Here is a 15,811-nt window from a genome sequence, read left to right on the forward strand (position 1 = left end):
ATCCCGTGAAAAACGGGATTTTTTGCTTTCAGTAGGCGTTTCGGACCGCCAGCTGTTATAATGAAAAAAAACTATTGGAGCGGTAAACATGTTTTTGCTGGAGTATACATATTGGAAAGTGGCAACGCATCTGGTGAAAAGCGGGTATGGCGTCATACAAGCCGGCGAGTCAGATGAAATATGGCTGGAAGCGCCGGACAAGTCCTCTCATGATCTAGTTCGTCTTTATAAGCACGATCTTGATTTCCGTCAAGAAATGGTTAGAGACATCGAAGAGCAGGCCGAACGAGTAGAAAGAGTCAGAAATCAATTGGGCAGACGAAGGATGAAGCTGCTGAATGTATTTTTTTCAACCGAAGCTCCTGTTGATGACTGGATAGAAATTGCCAAACAAACTTTTGAGAAGGGAACTGTGTCAGTTGAACCTGCGATCGTTAGAGGATCGATGCTTCGAGATGATCTTCAAGCGGTTTTTCCATCATTTCGTACAGAAGATTGTACAGAGGAACACATTTCGTTTGAAGACGCGCAAATGGCGCGAGAACGCTTCCTTTCGCTAGTGCAGAAACAAGAAGAACAGAGAAAAACTGAAGCGGCGGTTTTTCAAAACGGAAAACCGATTTTTACATATTTATTTATTGCGCTTCAAATCCTGATGTTTTTCTTGCTCGAAATAAACGGAGGCAGCACTAATACGGAGACGCTGGTCGCTTTTGGAGCAAAGGAAAACAGCCTGATTGCACAAGGAGAATGGTGGCGTCTTCTGACACCGATCGTGCTTCACATTGGCATAACGCATTTAGCTTTTAATACGCTGGCTTTATGGTCGGTTGGTACAGCGGTTGAGCGCATGTATGGATCGGGCAGGTTTCTGCTGATTTATCTGGCGGCTGGCATTACGGGTTCGATTGCGAGCTTTGTGTTCAGCCCGTATCCTTCAGCAGGCGCATCAGGAGCCATATTCGGATGCTTAGGCGCACTGCTGTATGTAGCTTTGTCGAATCGGAAAATGTTTTTGAAAACCATAGGCACCAATATTATTGTCATAATTATCATCAATCTGGGCTTTGGTTTTGCGGTTTCGAATATTGATAATTCGGGACATATTGGCGGCTTGATTGGCGGCTTTTTCGGCGCTGCAGCACTGGGGTTTCCCAAAGCCGGAGTCTTTGGGAAAAGATTGTTGTCAGCGGTTTTACTGATTGCTTTGGCGGCTGGATTTTTATATTACGGATTGCATTCGCCTTCCCACCAGGAGTCAGCGCTGATTCAGCAGGCAAGCGAGCTTCATCAGGAAGGCAAGTATGAAGAAGTAACGGAATTGCTAAACGGAGAAGCAGAGCAAAAAGATGCCTCTGCCGATCTGTTGAAAATCCTGGCGGTTTCTGATATTCAACTCGGCGAATACGATCAGGCAGTTTCCCTTTTGGAACGAGCAGTGAAAAAAGAGCCTAAAGACCATGCTTCATATTACAATTTAGCCGTATTATATATAGAAAAAAATGAGCTTGGCCAAGCAGAAAAGGCCATCCGGACGGCTGTGAAACTGAAGCCGAAGGAGAAGCGCTACAAAGAGCTCCAGCAGCAAATTGAAAACAATAAACGTTCATAAAGGTGGAATAGGGTAAGGGGGCTGGCTTTTTTGTCAGCGTTTTCTTCTTGACGGACCGCTTCCATATGAATACGCTTATGATAAGTTAAGATCAAGAAATGGTGAGGAAAAATGAATACATTTTATGATGTGCAGCAGCTGTTAAAAACGTTTGGCCACATTGTTTATTTTGGAGACAGAGAGCTTGAAATTGAGTTTATGTTAGATGAATTAAAGGAGTTATACATGAACCACATGATTGAAAAGGAGCAGTGGGCCAGAGCGGCGGCAGTCCTTCGAAAAGAATTGGAACAAACAAAAAACGTTAAGAGATTTTTATAAAGGCTAAGGTGATAAAAATGGATGAGATTTGGTTTGCGGGCATTGACTTGGGAGGAACGACGATTAAACTCGCTTTTATTAATCAATATGGTGAAATTCAGCATAAATGGGAAGTCCCGACTGATAAAACTGGCGACACCATTACCGTTACAATTGCAAAAACAATCGACAGCAAGCTGGATGAGCTGCAAAAACCGAAGCACCTCATCAAATACATCGGAATGGGCGCACCAGGTCCTGTAGATATGGCGGCAGGAGTTGTTTATGAAACAGTAAATCTAGGATGGAAAAATTACGCTTTAAAAAACCATTTGGAGACAGAGACCGGCATCCCAGCTGTGATAGAAAATGACGCGAATATTGCTGCGCTCGGGGAAATGTGGAAGGGAGCGGGTGATGGCGCGAAGGACGTCATTCTCGTGACGCTTGGCACAGGAGTTGGCGGCGGCATCATTGCAAATGGTGAAATTGTACATGGCATAAATGGCGCCGGCGGAGAAATCGGCCATATTTGCAGCATCCCTGAAGGCGGAGCGCCTTGCAACTGCGGCAAGACGGGCTGTATCGAAACGATTGCATCGGCAACAGGAATTGTAAGAATTGCAAAAGAAAAAATAGCGAATGCTAAGCAGACGACACGTTTAAAAGCAACTGAACAATTGTCAGCGCGGGATGTGTTTGAAGCGGCTGGTGAAAATGACGAAATTGCCCTTGAGGTGGTTGATTATGTAGCCAAGCACCTTGGTTTGGTGCTAGGAAATTTGGCAAGCTCGCTTAATCCGTCAAAAATCGTTCTTGGCGGCGGCGTATCGAGAGCCGGAGAGCTGCTGAGATCAAAAGTCGAGAAAACATTCCGCAAATGCGCGTTTCCGCGGGCAGCCCAAGCTGCTGATATTTCAATCGCAGCACTTGGAAATGATGCCGGCGTTATTGGAGGCGCTTGGATCGCTAAAAACGAATGGCTAAAACACCAAAATTGTTAAAATTGTGTAAATGAAATTGATTTTTTGTTGTGCTCAGGTTAAGATTTAATTTGATGTGTTAATGAGAATGTTGGGAATTGACTGATTTTTTTTGAGCGTGCTGCATAGGAGGTTGAAATGCGAAAAACGTTTTTTTCGAAGATTTCATTTATGCTGATTGCCATTTTATTGATGTGGCTGAAAACGTATGCTGTTTACAAAACCAGTTTTCATATTAAAATCGACAATCTAACACAGGAATTTATTCTGTTTATCAACCCATTGAGTTTTTTGTTGCTTATTTTTGGCTTCAGCCTGTTTTTAAAAGGCAAAAACAGAAATCGCTACATTATCGCGATGAGCTGTCTAGTCACTTTTGTATTGCTGGCTAATATGGTTTTTTACCGTTTTTACAATGATTTCTTAACAATTCCTGTTCTTTTTCAAACGAGCAATATGGGTGATCTCGGGAGCAGCATCGGAACACTTCTTGAACCGACAGACCTACTATTGGGTGTAGATATTGCGGTTTTAATATGGCTTTACATCCGGCAAAAAGCTTTTCAATCGGACATTCCCTCTACGAAAAATGAACGGGCGGCTTATTTTTTGTTCGTTGCTTCTGTTTATTTCTTCAACCTGGGATTGTCTGAGGCGGAAAGACCTCAGCTATTGACACGCTCATTTGACAGAGAAATGCTTGTTAAAAACATTAGCCTGTTTAATTTTCATATTTACGACGGTGTTCTTCAGTCAAAGCAATCCGCACAGAGAGCGTTGGCAGATAGCAACAGTCTGACGGAAATTGAAAACTACGTAACCGCTAATGCGAAAGATGCCAACAAAAGCTTATTCGGCGCTGCAAAAGGAAGGAATGTCATTCTGGTATCCTTAGAGTCGACGCAAAGCTTCGTGATTAATGAAAAAGTGAATGGGGAAGAAATCACGCCTTTTCTGAATGACTTTATAAAACAGAGCTACAACTTTAATAATGTTTACCACCAAACAGGCCAGGGGAAAACCTCGGATTCTGAATTTATCGTGGACAATTCACTGTATCCGCTTGGACGAGGTGCCGTGTTTTTTACGAATGCGGGCAATCAATATATGGCCGCTCCTGAAATTTTGAAAAACAGCGGATACTATTCAGCGGTGCTTCACGCTAATAATAAAAGCTTTTGGAATCGTGATTTAATGTACGACTCATTTGGATATGATTCGTTTTTTGATATTAACTCGTATGATGTAACTGACGAAAATTCAGTCGGTTGGGGACTTAAGGATAAAGAATTTTTTGAGCAGTCTTCAGAGCTGATGAAAAATCTGCCTCAGCCGTTTTACTCGAGGCTGATCACACTGACGAACCACTTCCCATTTGATCTTGGTGAAGAGGATCAATTGATTGATGAATATGATTCAAGCAGCCAGACGCTAAATAAATATTTTCCGACAGTGCGTTATCAGGATGAGGCGCTGAAACGGTTTATCGAAAAGCTGAAGGAAGACGGGTTATACGACAACTCTGTTATTGTATTATACGGTGACCATTATGGAATATCGGAAAACCATAATGAAGCGATGGGGCAGTTTTTAGGAAAAGAAATAACTCCATTTGAAGAGGTGCAGCTCCAAAAAGTGCCGCTTGTCATTCATATTCCGGGTATTACTGATAAAAAGCCGCAAACTATTGAAACAGTAGGCGGGCAGATTGATATCAGGCCGACGCTGATGAATCTTTTAGGAATTAATACGAAAGATCAAATTCAATTCGGCAACGATCTGCTTTCGGACGAAAAACTGGATTTTACAGTGCTCCGGGACGGGAGCTTTATCACGGATCAGGTTGTATATACTGACGGTGCGTGTTATGACAAAGAGACGGGGAAACCGTTAGAAGAGACACAACAATGTGAAGCATTTGCTGATAAAGCGAAACAAGAGCTATCACTTTCTGATGAAATCATTTATGGAGATTTGTTGCGATTTTATGATCAGAAAAGGCTGGACAATTCGTCAAAACGGAAAGAAAAACAAATGCTTGATCAAGCATCGTAATGACAATGTCTCCCGCATCAAAGTGAGCGGGAGGCTTTCTTTTTTTTAATGCGCTGTCATATAGTAACAAAAAAGGGGGATGATGATGGCGTTTATTACGGTGAAGCCTGAGATCAAGAACAATTTGTCCAGAGTGGCGAGAGAACTGAAGATAGACGAGGAATTACTTAGACGTGCAAATCGTTCCGCACAGAAACACCAATTGTATTGCCCTGGTTATGTGATAGAAGAGCATAGTGGCAAAGAGCTTCAAACCATACAGGACATAAAGCGGTTTTTACAGCCTCGGCAGCTGGACTTTTCTGATAACTGGATTGAACAAGAGAAAATCTACGATGAAACAGCTGTTGAAAAGGAAATAAAGAAGATCATTGATGTGTTTCCGTTTGTCTCATGCCGGGAAATTGGCCGTTCTGTACTCGGAAGGCCTATCTGGGAGCTGAAGGCTGGTGGGGAACATGCCGTAAAAAAGGTCCATATGAATGCGTCATTTCATGCGAATGAGTGGATTACAACGTCTGTCCTGCTAAAATGGTTTAAGCAATACTGTATGTCATTATGCTGCAACTCGCCCTTCTTCGGCTTTTCTCCCATACAGCTGTTTAGCAGCACATCCTTATCCCTCGTTCCTCTTGTCAATCCGGATGGCGTGGATCTTGTCTTAAACGGATCAGAAGTTATGGGAGCCAGAAGAGATGAGCTCGAGAGGCTAAATGAACATCGTCCGAATTTTAATGAATGGAAGGCGAACATAAACGGGGTTGATTTAAATAAACAATTCCCTTCGTTATGGGAAATTGAAAAATACCGAAAACCGACAGCGCCCAGCTACCGCGATTTTCCAGGAATCTCTCCGCTTACGGAGCCGGAGTCCATTGCGATGTACCGGCTGATAACGGAGAATCCGCCTGACAGACTGCTGGCTCTCCATACTCAAGGGGAAGAAATTTATTGGGGCTATAAAGGCCTTGAGCCTGAAGAATCTGCCGCTGTTATAAAGGATTTTGAGGAGATAAGCGGGAACATTTATAAGGGAGTAAGGGATATAGACAGCTACGCGGGATTTCGCGATTGGTTTATTCACCACTATTTTAAAGAAGGGTACACGGTGGAACTTGGAAAAGGCCGAAATCCTTTGCCGTTTCAGCAGTTTTCACATATATATAACGCCACAAACGGCATCTTGTGGAGAGCGTTATTTTTTCATGAGTAACTTAAACTTTTTCTTTTTTCTGCCGAAGCAAATATGAGACAATAAAGAGGATCGGAGGGGGAGGCTGATGAGATCAGTTTGTTTCATTCTGCTGTCGGCATTGCTGTTTAGTTTATCGGCATGCGAACCATCTCATCAGCAGCAAAAACAGGCATCAGCGGCAAATGATGAGGAAAAAGATATCATACCGCTTTCCGCGGAAAAAGCGGACGGGGTGGAAGGCTGGCTGAATAACAGTACCATTTTGTATACTGCATCTAATCCGACGAAGACAGAGCTTTTTGCGTACCGTATCTTTACAGGCAAATCGAAAAAGCTCTATCAAACGGATGGTCAAATCGTTGATGTTCAAATCAATGCGAGGGAGCAGATGATTCTGCTGCAAATCACACATAGCCAAAAGACAGCAGTGGTTTTGCTTAATGCAGAAGGAGAGACGCTTTACGAAAAAGATTACGAAACGTATGAACTGGAGGCTGCCTGGAATCAGTATGATCCTTATCAAATAATGGTTACGGAATTCAGTGAAAACTGGGATTTCCATACATATCAGGTGAATGCTAAAAAAGACGAGTCTTTCTTAAGTCCGATACAGGTTCCGTTTATTCATTGGACATCCAAAAATACATTTGATTATGTAAAAGAGGAAAGAGACGAAAAAACAGGGCCTTTATATACGTTCAATACAGCCTCTAAGACGGAACAAAAGCTTGAGGAAAACGTTCTTTTCTTCGATTCTTTCCATCAAATGAGTTTTACTGTGAAGTCAGCTTCCGGAGGGAAAGGGACGTATCAGTTTGAAACGCCGCATACAAAATCACCTGTTACAGTGAAATGGCCGCTCCAAACGAAATATACAAGTTTGGCTCCAATGGAGTATGACTATGATGAAGCGGGAGGCCTGTTTTATACGTTCAAACAAAGCGGTGATGCTTATAAGCTTGCTGCAGTCAATGTGGCATCGGGAGAGACAAAAGATCTCGTCTCTCTGCGGGAAATGGAGCCGATTCAAATATCTCCGAATGGGAAATATGCGTTATACGGCTTTCATTTTGAGCAAATCATTTTATTGAAATCACATAAAACGAAGCAACTCATTATTGATCAAAAGGAGATGGAGTAACGATGGCTATCGCAGATGTGACCATTATCCCAATCGGTACGGAAACACCCAGTGTCAGTGCTTACGTGGCCGATGTGCAAAAGATTTTAGAAGGATATCAAGCTGAAGGGAAAATCAAATATCAGCTGACACCGATGAATACGCTGATCGAGGGAGAACTCAGTGACCTTTTCACAGTCATTCAGGCCATTCACGAAGCGCCATTTCAAAAAGGAATGCACAGAGTGGCAACGAATATCCGCATTGATGACAGACGTGACAAAAAAACGACGCTTGAGAGCAAAATAGAAAGTGTCAAAAAACATTTACAGCCATAAAAATAAACCTGTATCCCATCGGATACAGGTTTTAATGTGCGGTTGGATAGCCGCTGTTTATTACGGTCATCACGGTAAACCAGCCAAAGACAAATAAGGTGGCGCCGGCTAATAAAAACCCAAGTATATTTTTATTTCTAACAGAACGCAAGACTCCCCATAAAGCGAAAAGAGCGACAAGGCCGAAAATCACAACAAGTAACATAACACAGCCCCCTTTACATTGAAAAACCTGCAATTCTTTCCAGTTTTATTCTACCTGTTTTTTATAGGTTTGTCGATAGCGTTTTCATTGCGATTGTTTGAATCTTTTTTAAAAAACCCTCATAATAAGAGCATAAAAAAAGAAAGAGGTGATAATAGTGAAATGGAGACGAATGCCAGTAGGGCCGATTCAAGCGAACGCATATTTTCTCATCAGCGATGATCAATGCCTGATTTTTGATCCGGGCGGCGAAGGACATAAAATCAATCAATACATAAAAGAAAAAGGGCTGACGCCTTTAGCCATTTTGCTTACACATGCCCATTTTGACCACATCGGGGCGCTTGATGAAGTGAGAGAAAAATGGGGTATTCCTGTTTACTTACATCAAAATGAAAAAAATTGGCTTACGGATGCCTCTCTAAACGGCTCCGGTATGCTGCGAGGGATAGAAGTTACAGCTAAGCCTGCAGATCATTTGATTGAAGGCGACGGTGAGTTGAATATCGGGCCGTTTCATTTGGAAACATTATTTACGCCGGGACATTCACCAGGCAGTGTGTCTTACTACGTGAAAGATGCAGACTTGGTGATCTCTGGAGATGTCCTGTTTCAAGGCGGTATAGGGCGTACCGATTTAATAGGCGGCGATCAGGAGACGCTGCTGACATCCATTCATGAAAAACTGCTTACACTGCCGGAGCACACGCTGGTGTTAAGCGGCCATGGACCTGAAACAGACGTACTGACTGAGCAGGATCAAAATCCGTTTTTAAATGGGTTTTCATTGTGAAAAAAGAGACAAACCGATAAGGTTTGTCTCTTTTTGCATTTAATGGCCTCCGCCGCCGGGCACCATAATAAAAATTGAGTAATATGTAAAGCCGGCGAAGAAAATCGTTAAATAAGCGCCAAAAATATAAATATACATGCGTTCAGTTAAGTTCAAATACGATAGAAACACAAATAAGATCGTCTGTCCAAAAAATAAAAGGGAAGCATCTTTCATATCACCTAAATAAAACATGACTGCAAAAATTCCCGTCCAAAATCCTAACACCCGGAACATGCGATTCATTTTTATCCCCTCCCGAGAGTCTCTCTGACTGTTATTATAATAGATCACACCTAGAAATGTAAACATTTTCATGATTAATATACAAATGGAATTTGTCCTTTTGATTGCGTTCTCTATTGTATGAATGTTTTTAAAAAAATAATCCGAAAAAAGTTCTGAAAATGGTTTAAATGAAAAATGATCCGGGTAGTTATTCTACAAAGAGATGGTTAACTGAGGAGGAAAATAAACAATGGAACAACAATTAACTTTTTACTCATATCCAAGCTGCACGTCATGCCGAAAAACAAAACATTGGCTTAAAGCACATCAAATTGAATTTAACGAACGGCACTTATTCAGAGAAACCCCGACAATAGATGAATTAAAGTACATCTTATCGTTAACGACAGAAGGCATTGACGAAATTTTAGCGACACGAAGCCAGACCTTCAAAAATTTAAATTTAAACATCGAAGAAATGACGGTAAATGAGGTGCTGGAACTTTTAATCGAGAAGCCAAAGCTTTTGCGACGCCCGATTCTAGTGGATAACAAAAAGCTGGTGATCGGTTACAACCCGGGAGAACTGTTGAAATTATCAAAGAAGAAAACGGTTCATCAATCTGCATGATGAAAAACCGAAGATCCGCTGATTTATACGAATCAGCTTATCTTCGGTTTTTCACCTGTTCAGAAACTGGGCTAGCTGGATTCGAACCAACGATCACGGAGTCAAAGTCCATTGCCTTACCGCTTGGCTATAGCCCATTGAATGTAAACATAGTATGTGTAAAGGCAGATGCGTTATACATATAAAGCATAATTTTTCAAAAACAGGAGGTAACTCATTAAGATGGTAGCTCTTGATCAGCACTTAACAGAGCACAAAGAAGATATCACGCAACAATGGCTGGAAGTTTGTACGTCAAAAGGCAGCTGGCTGTATTCAGCGACAGATCAGCAAAAACTAGCACAAAATTTAAAAGACCAGCATGAATTATTGGTGACCATCGTAGCAAAATCCCTTAGAAAAGAAGATGTAACGGATGAGCTCAATCGATGGTCTCTTCAATGCGCCAGAGACCGTGCCGTTCATGAAGTGACGGTAACAGAAAGTGTAGGCCAGTTCAACGCCTTCAGGCACATCATGTTTGAATGGATTCAGAAATTCAGCGAAGCTTCTTCTCAAGAAATCAGCATTCGGGATTTTTATGAGTGGAGCCGGATCTTGAATCAAAACATTGATAGGATCATTGAAGTGTTTACGGAAGAATATCATCAGGTGACCATGATACAATTAAACGCGCAAAAAGAAATGATTAATGAATTGAGCGCGCCGATTATGCCGATTACAGAGGGAATAGGGATTCTTCCGCTTGTCGGTGAAATTGATACCTACAGAGCGAGGACGATTTTGGAGTCGGTGCTGGAGCAGTGCTCAGCGTTAAAGCTCTCCTATTTATTTTTAGATATTTCGGGCGTTCCAATCGTTGATACCATGGTGGCCTATCAAATTTTTAAAGTGATTGACAGCACCAAATTGCTCGGCATTGAGACAATTATTTCAGGAATCAGGCCGGAAATTGCCCAAACTGTCGTGAAGCTGGGGCTGGATTTTTCGAATGTGAAGACCGAGCAAAGTCTTGCTAAAGCTCTGGCCAATAAAGGATTTAAAATAAAAGAGTGTTGATGCTTTTGTCGTTCATCCTGAAAGTAGAAGCTGAACAGCCTTTCTCGGGCTATTCAGCTTTTTTTACTTCTATAAATAAAATGTGATGGCTGTCGATGTCTTTTACCTTAAAAGAGTAGCCATCATATTCAATGACACTTTCAGGCTCAGCGTCTATGTTTTGTGTCAGAAACCAGCCGCCCAAGGTGTCTACTTCTGCGTCTGATAAATCTGTACCAAGCAGGCTGTTAACGTCGCTGATTAATAATTTTGCATTTAATATATAGTGATCCTTTCCAAGTTCGCGTAGATGAGGCACTTCATCCGCATCAAATTCATCACGGATTTCTCCTACAATTTCTTCGATAATATCCTCGACAGTGACCAAACCGGAAGTCCCGCCATATTCATCTATTAGGATCGCCATATGAGTGCGTTCCTTTTGCATTTTCAGAAGCAGTTTATAAATAGGAATCGTCTCAATGACATGGATAACAGGCTGAACAAAAGGTTCAATTTGATGCTTCTTGAGTGAAAAATCTTTCGTCAGCATGGAAAACAACACTTCTTTCATATTGATCACGCCAATGACGTTATCTTTATCTTCTCTTACAACTGGATACCGTGTATATTTTGTTTGCTTGACTGTTTCCTGAAGATTTGAAATGGAGCCTTCATCTAGTGATAAACTGACCATTTCATTTCGCGGCACCATAATTTCCTTTGCCATTCGTTTATCAAAGGTGAAGATATTATTCATGTACTTTAATTCACTTTTTCTGATCTCACCGCTTTTATAGCTTTCAGCCAATAGGACCCGCAGCTCTTCTTCTGTATATGCCAGCTCATGCTCTGATGCCGGTTTCAGTCCGAACACTCCTGTAATCAATCGGGCAGAGTGGTTCAGCAGCCAAATGAATGGAAACATGATCTTATAAAACCAAATAAGCGGTTTAGCGAACAACAAGGTAATGCTTTCTGCCTTTTGAATGGCGAAACTCTTTGGCGCCAGCTCCCCGATAACGACATTTAAATACGTAACCGCTAAAAACGCGATGACGAGTGAAAGTAGGTGGGTAAGCGATTCATTTAAGCCTGCTTTATGAAAAAGCGGCCGAAGCAGAGTTTGCACAGTCGGCTCCCCAAGCCATCCCAATCCTAAAGCTGCGACTGTGATGCCCAGCTGACAGGCTGATAAATATTCATCAAGGTGAGTGATGACATGCTTTGCCGCTTTTGCACCTTTCTTTCCTTTTGCGACAAGCTGATCAATTCTGGATCGCCGCACTTTTACAATTGAAAATTCTACGGCAACAAAAAACCCTGTTAATAAAATGAGAATAGCGACTGCTAGTAAATTGACAAGTTCCAAAACAACTGCCTTCTCCAAGGAAGGCATGCACCTCCCTTTTCCGATGTCTTTCTCCATTCCATACCACCGGAAAATGCTCATAAAACATGTGTTAAAGCCGCACGATGGTTTAGTGACGCGGTTATTGGGCAATTAAAGAATAAAGAACAAAAGTTTGGAGGAGCTTGACATGAAGGCACATACGGGAAAAGATTGGTTTTGGTACCAAATGGGGCCTCAGGAAAGAAGTAAGGCAAGGGATCTCATCCACTTTTCTCACTGGCCTCAGTGTGAAAAGTGGTTTGAAAATAACCATCACGTTAATTTTTTGCGAGTAGATACAACTGAAACGGAAAATGAAGCGGTATTTGGGTCGATTGTTTATGATCAGGGGCTTGGTGAAGAAAAAGACCATACTGTTTTTCACTTTTATATCACCAGGCAATATTTTTTTACAATCAACTTTGACTTTTCGATTTTGAGAGAGATTAAAGGAAAAGAAGTTGTTAGGCAAATGGAAAGAGCGGACAATGCGATAGAGGGGTTTTTAATTCTTCTCGGCGAACTAATGAATGCGTATTTAATCGGTGTCGATGAATTTGAAGTAAAGCTGAGAAAGCTCCGCTGGCAAATTAAAGATGACAATAGCAAAAGCATTTTAAACCGTGTCCATCTCTTGCGCCATGAACTGATGATTTGGAAAAATTTAATATTAAGCGCCAAAAAAATTGAAATGGCATTGAAAGAAACCTTTTTACCTCAAAATGAAGGGAAAAAGGATTATCAGCGGACACACCAGAAAATTGACAGGGGATTTACATACATCAGCGAATTTGAAGGGGAGCTGAACAATCTGCTGCATTCAGAGGAAGTCATTACCTCACACAGGGGAAATGAAATTGTAAAAGCATTGACCATTTTCACGACGCTATTTACGCCGATCACAGCTCTGGGCGCCTTATGGGGAATGAACTTTTCAGTGATGCCGGAGCTGAATTGGAAATACGGATACCTCTTTTCTCTATTATTGATTGTCACATCTACGGTTCTGATCTACTTATATTTGAGGAAAAAAGGCTGGACGGGAGATATGCTGCAGGAGCGGAAGAAGAAAAGGAAATCTCGAAAAAGGCGGACCTTTTAGGATGTTTCATATTTTGTGCAGCGGATAAAGAATAAATAGAAAACGGTAAAGGAGGAATGGACATGAAAATAAGAGACATCATGACGAAGAATGTAGAATGCTGTGAGCCAGACGCTTCAATCACGGAACTAGCGAAAAAGATGAGAGACTCCAATGTCGGTTCTATTCCAATCTGTGAAAATGGCACACTTCAGGGGATTGTATCTGATCGGGATCTTGTGTCGAGATCCTTAGCTGAAAATCAGATGGATGTAAAAGCAAGTGACATCATGAGCACTGACATCGTATCCGGCCACCCTGATATGTCTGCTGAAGAAGCGGGGCAGCTTATGGCTGAGCATCAAATCCGCCGTTTACCGATCCTTGAAAATGGGCACATTACCGGTATTGTTGCCTTAGGCGATCTTTCTGTTGAGAAAGATACTGATCAAAAAGCCGGAGAAGCATTAAGTGAAATTTCTAAAACAGCATAATGAAAATGGAATGAAGCAGGCATGGTGACCATGTCTGCTTTTTTATATTGGGAAAATAAATATGAAAGGGGTACATTCCAGTTGAAAGTCTTTTTTCTGCCAGCACGAATTGATTTTTCAGCCTATAACGCCTTCATAAAATCACGTTTTTCCTGTTTGATTACCGCCTCTTCTTTTTCTATAATACGCATGGAAAGGAGAGGGAATCAAATTGGATTCAATAGAAAAGATAAGCAAAAACTTGATTGAAGAGGCATATCTAACAAAGGCTTCTGATATTCACATCGTGCCGAGGGAGCGAGACGCTATCATTCATTTTCGGGTCGATCATGCCTTGCTGAAAAAAAGGAATATGAAAAAAGAGGAGAGCGTTAGACTGATTTCACATTTTAAATTTCTTTCAGCAATGGACATAGGTGAAAGGCGAAAGCCGCAAAACGGTTCGCTTACGTTAAAGCTGAAAGAGGGAAATGTTCATTTAAGAATGTCAACGCTCCCAACAATTAATGAAGAAAGCCTCGTGATCAGAGTGATGCCTCAATACAATATCCCTTCGATTGATAAACTGTCGCTATTTCCGAAGACAGGAGCTACATTACTCTCATTTTTAAAGCATTCCCATGGCATGCTCATTTTTACCGGGCCGACTGGTTCAGGGAAGACTACCACATTATACTCTCTCGTTCAATATGCAAAAAAACACTTTAATCGAAATATTGTCACATTAGAGGACCCTGTTGAAACTAGGGACGAAGACGTTCTTCAGGTTCAGGTGAATGAAAAAGCCGGAGTAACTTATTCCGCAGGTCTGAAGGCAATTTTGCGCCATGACCCCGATATGATTATTTTAGGTGAAATCAGAGATGCGGAAACAGCTAAAATTGCGGTGCGGGCAGCGATGACGGGACATCTGGTACTGACGAGCCTTCATACGAGAGACGCAAAGGGCGCAATTTACAGGCTGCTTGAATTCGGTATCAATATGAATGAAATCGAACAGACTGTCATTGCAATAGCGGCTCAGCGCTTGGTTGATTTGGCTTGTCCATTTTGTGAAAACGGATGTTCATCAGTGTATTGCCGTCAGTCACGAAATACCAGAAGAGCTAGCGTTTATGAGCTTCTTTATGGGAAAAACCTTCAGCAATGTATCCAGGAGGCAAAAGGAAATCATGCAAATTACCAATATCAAACGCTTCGTCAAATTATCAGAAAAGGAATTGCGCTCGGCTATTTAACGACAAACAACTATGACCGGTGGGTTTATCATGAAAAAGATTAGAAAAACCTGGCCGTTAAAGGATCAGGCCCGGTTATTAAAGCGGCTCGGAGAAATGTCGGCAAGCGGCTATACACTTCTGGATGGATTACGCCTGATGGAATTTCAGATGAATAAGAGGCAGACAGCTGACTTGACTGATACGGTCACTCGTTTGAGGGAAGGGGCTCCGTTTTATCAAGTATTAAAGCGTTTGTCATTTCATAAGGAAGCTGTAGGTATTTGTTATTTTGCTGAAACACATGGTGAACTGCCTGTTTCCATGATCCAGAGCGGAGAGCTGCTTGAACGAAAAATTGCACAGGCAGACCAGCTGAAAAGGGTACTGCGCTATCCGCTTTTCCTTATCTTCACGGTTGCTGTCATGTTTTATATGTTACAGTCCATCATCATTTCTCAATTTTCCGGTATCTATCAATCGATGAATATGGAAACCTCACGTTCAACCGATATGCTTTTTGCTTTTTTTCAGCATATTGATATTGTGATCATTTTACTGCTATTTTTTTCAGCTGGTATCGGGATTTATTATTGGCTGGTGTTTAAGAAAAAATCACCTGCCAGGCAAATGCTTATTTGTGTCAGGATTCCTTTTGTTGGAAATCTTGTCAGGCTGTTTAACAGCTACTTTTTTTCTTTACAGCTAAGCAGCCTTTTAAAATCAGGCCTCTCCATTTATGACAGCCTTCATGCATTTAAACATCAAACGTTTCTCCCTTTCTACCGCTGCGAGGCAGAACACGTGATTGAACGGCTAAAAGCCGGTGAATCAATTGAAGCTGCTATTTGTGGGAGCCCTTTTTTTGAAACTGATTTTTCAAAAGTCATATCCCACGGTCAGCTGAGCGGCCGTTTAGATCGTGAGCTTTTCACATACAGCCAGTTCATATTGCAGCGGCTGGAACACAAAGCGCAAAAATGGACAGGCATCCTTCAGCCGATGATTTATGGATTTGTTGCTGCAATGATCTTACTTGTGTATTTATCTATGCTTTTGCCTATGTATCAAATGATGAATCAAATGTGA

16 protein-coding genes, 1 tRNA gene and 1 pseudogene are annotated in these 15,811 nt (G+C 41.7%); 14 read left to right on the forward strand and 4 right to left on the reverse strand.

Annotation, left to right across the window (positions count from 1 at the left end; translation table 11 throughout):
- Window positions 1-88 precede the first annotated feature (88 nt).
- The 7 genes and pseudogenes from yqgP to BLL41_RS15825 all read left to right on the forward strand — a co-directional run bounded on the left by yqgP (window position 89) and on the right by BLL41_RS15825 (window position 7,603).
- Window positions 89-1,612: a rhomboid protease YqgP gene (gene yqgP / locus BLL41_RS15795; RefSeq protein ID WP_071578577.1), complete on the forward strand. Its 1,524-nt coding sequence runs from the start codon at window positions 89-91 to the stop codon at window positions 1,610-1,612.
- A 111-nt stretch (window positions 1,613-1,723) separates the two neighbouring features.
- Window positions 1,724-1,940, forward strand: a pseudogene (locus BLL41_RS15800) (YqgQ family protein).
- A gap of 10 nt (window positions 1,941-1,950) precedes the next feature.
- A complete protein-coding gene (gene glcK, locus BLL41_RS15805) occupies window positions 1,951-2,916 on the forward strand; it encodes a glucose kinase GlcK (RefSeq protein WP_014664607.1) in 966 nt (321 codons plus the stop codon).
- Between the two features lie 117 nt (window positions 2,917-3,033).
- Window positions 3,034-4,950, forward strand: coding sequence for an LTA synthase family protein (locus BLL41_RS15810; protein WP_071578578.1), 1,917 nt, complete (start codon window positions 3,034-3,036; stop codon window positions 4,948-4,950).
- 82 nt (window positions 4,951-5,032) lie between these two features.
- Window positions 5,033-6,163, forward strand: a complete 1,131-nt coding sequence (locus tag BLL41_RS15815) for a M14 family metallopeptidase (protein WP_083428044.1) — start codon at window positions 5,033-5,035, stop codon at window positions 6,161-6,163.
- Window positions 6,164-6,230: 67 nt separating this feature from the next.
- Window positions 6,231-7,286 carry a YqgU-like beta propeller domain-containing protein gene (locus tag BLL41_RS15820; protein WP_071578580.1) on the forward strand — a complete coding sequence of 352 codons (1,056 nt, stop codon included), beginning with the start codon at window positions 6,231-6,233 and terminating at the stop codon, window positions 7,284-7,286.
- Between the two features lie 2 nt (window positions 7,287-7,288).
- A complete protein-coding gene (locus BLL41_RS15825; RefSeq protein ID WP_071578581.1) occupies window positions 7,289-7,603 on the forward strand; it encodes an MTH1187 family thiamine-binding protein in 315 nt (104 codons plus the stop codon).
- A gap of 31 nt (window positions 7,604-7,634) precedes the next feature.
- Here BLL41_RS15825 and BLL41_RS15830 read toward each other — a convergent pair whose 3' ends face one another.
- Entirely contained in the window at window positions 7,635-7,808 is a 174-nt protein-coding gene (locus BLL41_RS15830) for a DUF2759 domain-containing protein (protein WP_003230141.1), read from the reverse strand.
- Between the two features lie 157 nt (window positions 7,809-7,965).
- Here BLL41_RS15830 and BLL41_RS15835 point away from each other — a divergent pair, with 157 nt between their 5' ends.
- Window positions 7,966-8,601 carry an MBL fold metallo-hydrolase gene (locus BLL41_RS15835; RefSeq protein ID WP_071578582.1) on the forward strand — a complete coding sequence of 212 codons (636 nt, stop codon included), beginning with the start codon at window positions 7,966-7,968 and terminating at the stop codon, window positions 8,599-8,601.
- Between the two features lie 39 nt (window positions 8,602-8,640).
- Here BLL41_RS15835 and BLL41_RS15840 read toward each other — a convergent pair whose 3' ends face one another.
- The gene (locus BLL41_RS15840) at window positions 8,641-8,886 is read right to left on the reverse strand and encodes a DUF2626 domain-containing protein (RefSeq protein WP_003226300.1); all 246 of its coding nucleotides are present in this window, start codon (window positions 8,884-8,886) and stop codon (window positions 8,641-8,643) included.
- A 232-nt stretch (window positions 8,887-9,118) separates the two neighbouring features.
- Between BLL41_RS15840 and mgsR the strand changes: the two genes are divergently transcribed.
- Entirely contained in the window at window positions 9,119-9,499 is a 381-nt protein-coding gene (gene mgsR, locus BLL41_RS15845; protein ID WP_014664601.1) for a transcriptional regulator MgsR, read from the forward strand.
- 66 nt (window positions 9,500-9,565) lie between these two features.
- On the opposite strand, the gene BLL41_RS15850 is transcribed toward mgsR, so the two are convergent.
- Window positions 9,566-9,636 (reverse strand) — tRNA-Gln (locus BLL41_RS15850).
- Window positions 9,637-9,721: 85 nt separating this feature from the next.
- On the opposite strand from BLL41_RS15850, the gene rsbRD reads away from it, so the two are divergent.
- Window positions 9,722-10,558 carry an RsbT co-antagonist protein RsbRD gene (gene rsbRD, locus BLL41_RS15855; RefSeq protein WP_071578583.1) on the forward strand — a complete coding sequence of 279 codons (837 nt, stop codon included), beginning with the start codon at window positions 9,722-9,724 and terminating at the stop codon, window positions 10,556-10,558.
- 49 nt (window positions 10,559-10,607) lie between these two features.
- Here rsbRD and BLL41_RS15860 read toward each other — a convergent pair whose 3' ends face one another.
- Entirely contained in the window at window positions 10,608-11,936 is a 1,329-nt protein-coding gene (locus BLL41_RS15860; RefSeq protein ID WP_071578665.1) for a hemolysin family protein, read from the reverse strand.
- A 142-nt stretch (window positions 11,937-12,078) separates the two neighbouring features.
- Between BLL41_RS15860 and corA the strand changes: the two genes are divergently transcribed.
- The 4 genes from corA to comGB all read left to right on the forward strand — a co-directional run bounded on the left by corA (window position 12,079) and on the right by comGB (window position 15,811).
- The gene (corA, locus tag BLL41_RS15865; RefSeq protein ID WP_071578584.1) at window positions 12,079-13,032 is read left to right on the forward strand and encodes a magnesium transporter CorA; all 954 of its coding nucleotides are present in this window, start codon (window positions 12,079-12,081) and stop codon (window positions 13,030-13,032) included.
- Between the two features lie 62 nt (window positions 13,033-13,094).
- On the forward strand, window positions 13,095-13,505 hold the full coding sequence (locus tag BLL41_RS15870) for a CBS domain-containing protein (RefSeq protein WP_071578585.1): 411 nt from the start codon (window positions 13,095-13,097) through the stop codon (window positions 13,503-13,505).
- A 211-nt stretch (window positions 13,506-13,716) separates the two neighbouring features.
- A complete protein-coding gene (gene comGA, locus BLL41_RS15875; RefSeq protein ID WP_071578586.1) occupies window positions 13,717-14,787 on the forward strand; it encodes a competence protein ComGA in 1,071 nt (356 codons plus the stop codon).
- On the forward strand, window positions 14,774-15,811 hold the full coding sequence (gene comGB, locus BLL41_RS15880) for a competence type IV pilus assembly protein ComGB (RefSeq protein WP_071578587.1): 1,038 nt from the start codon (window positions 14,774-14,776) through the stop codon (window positions 15,809-15,811). Before comGA ends, comGB begins: the two co-directional genes overlap by 14 nt.

The sequence above is a fragment of the Bacillus sp. FMQ74 genome, from assembly GCF_001875785.1.
Taxonomy (GTDB): domain Bacteria; phylum Bacillota; class Bacilli; order Bacillales; family Bacillaceae; genus Bacillus; species Bacillus stercoris.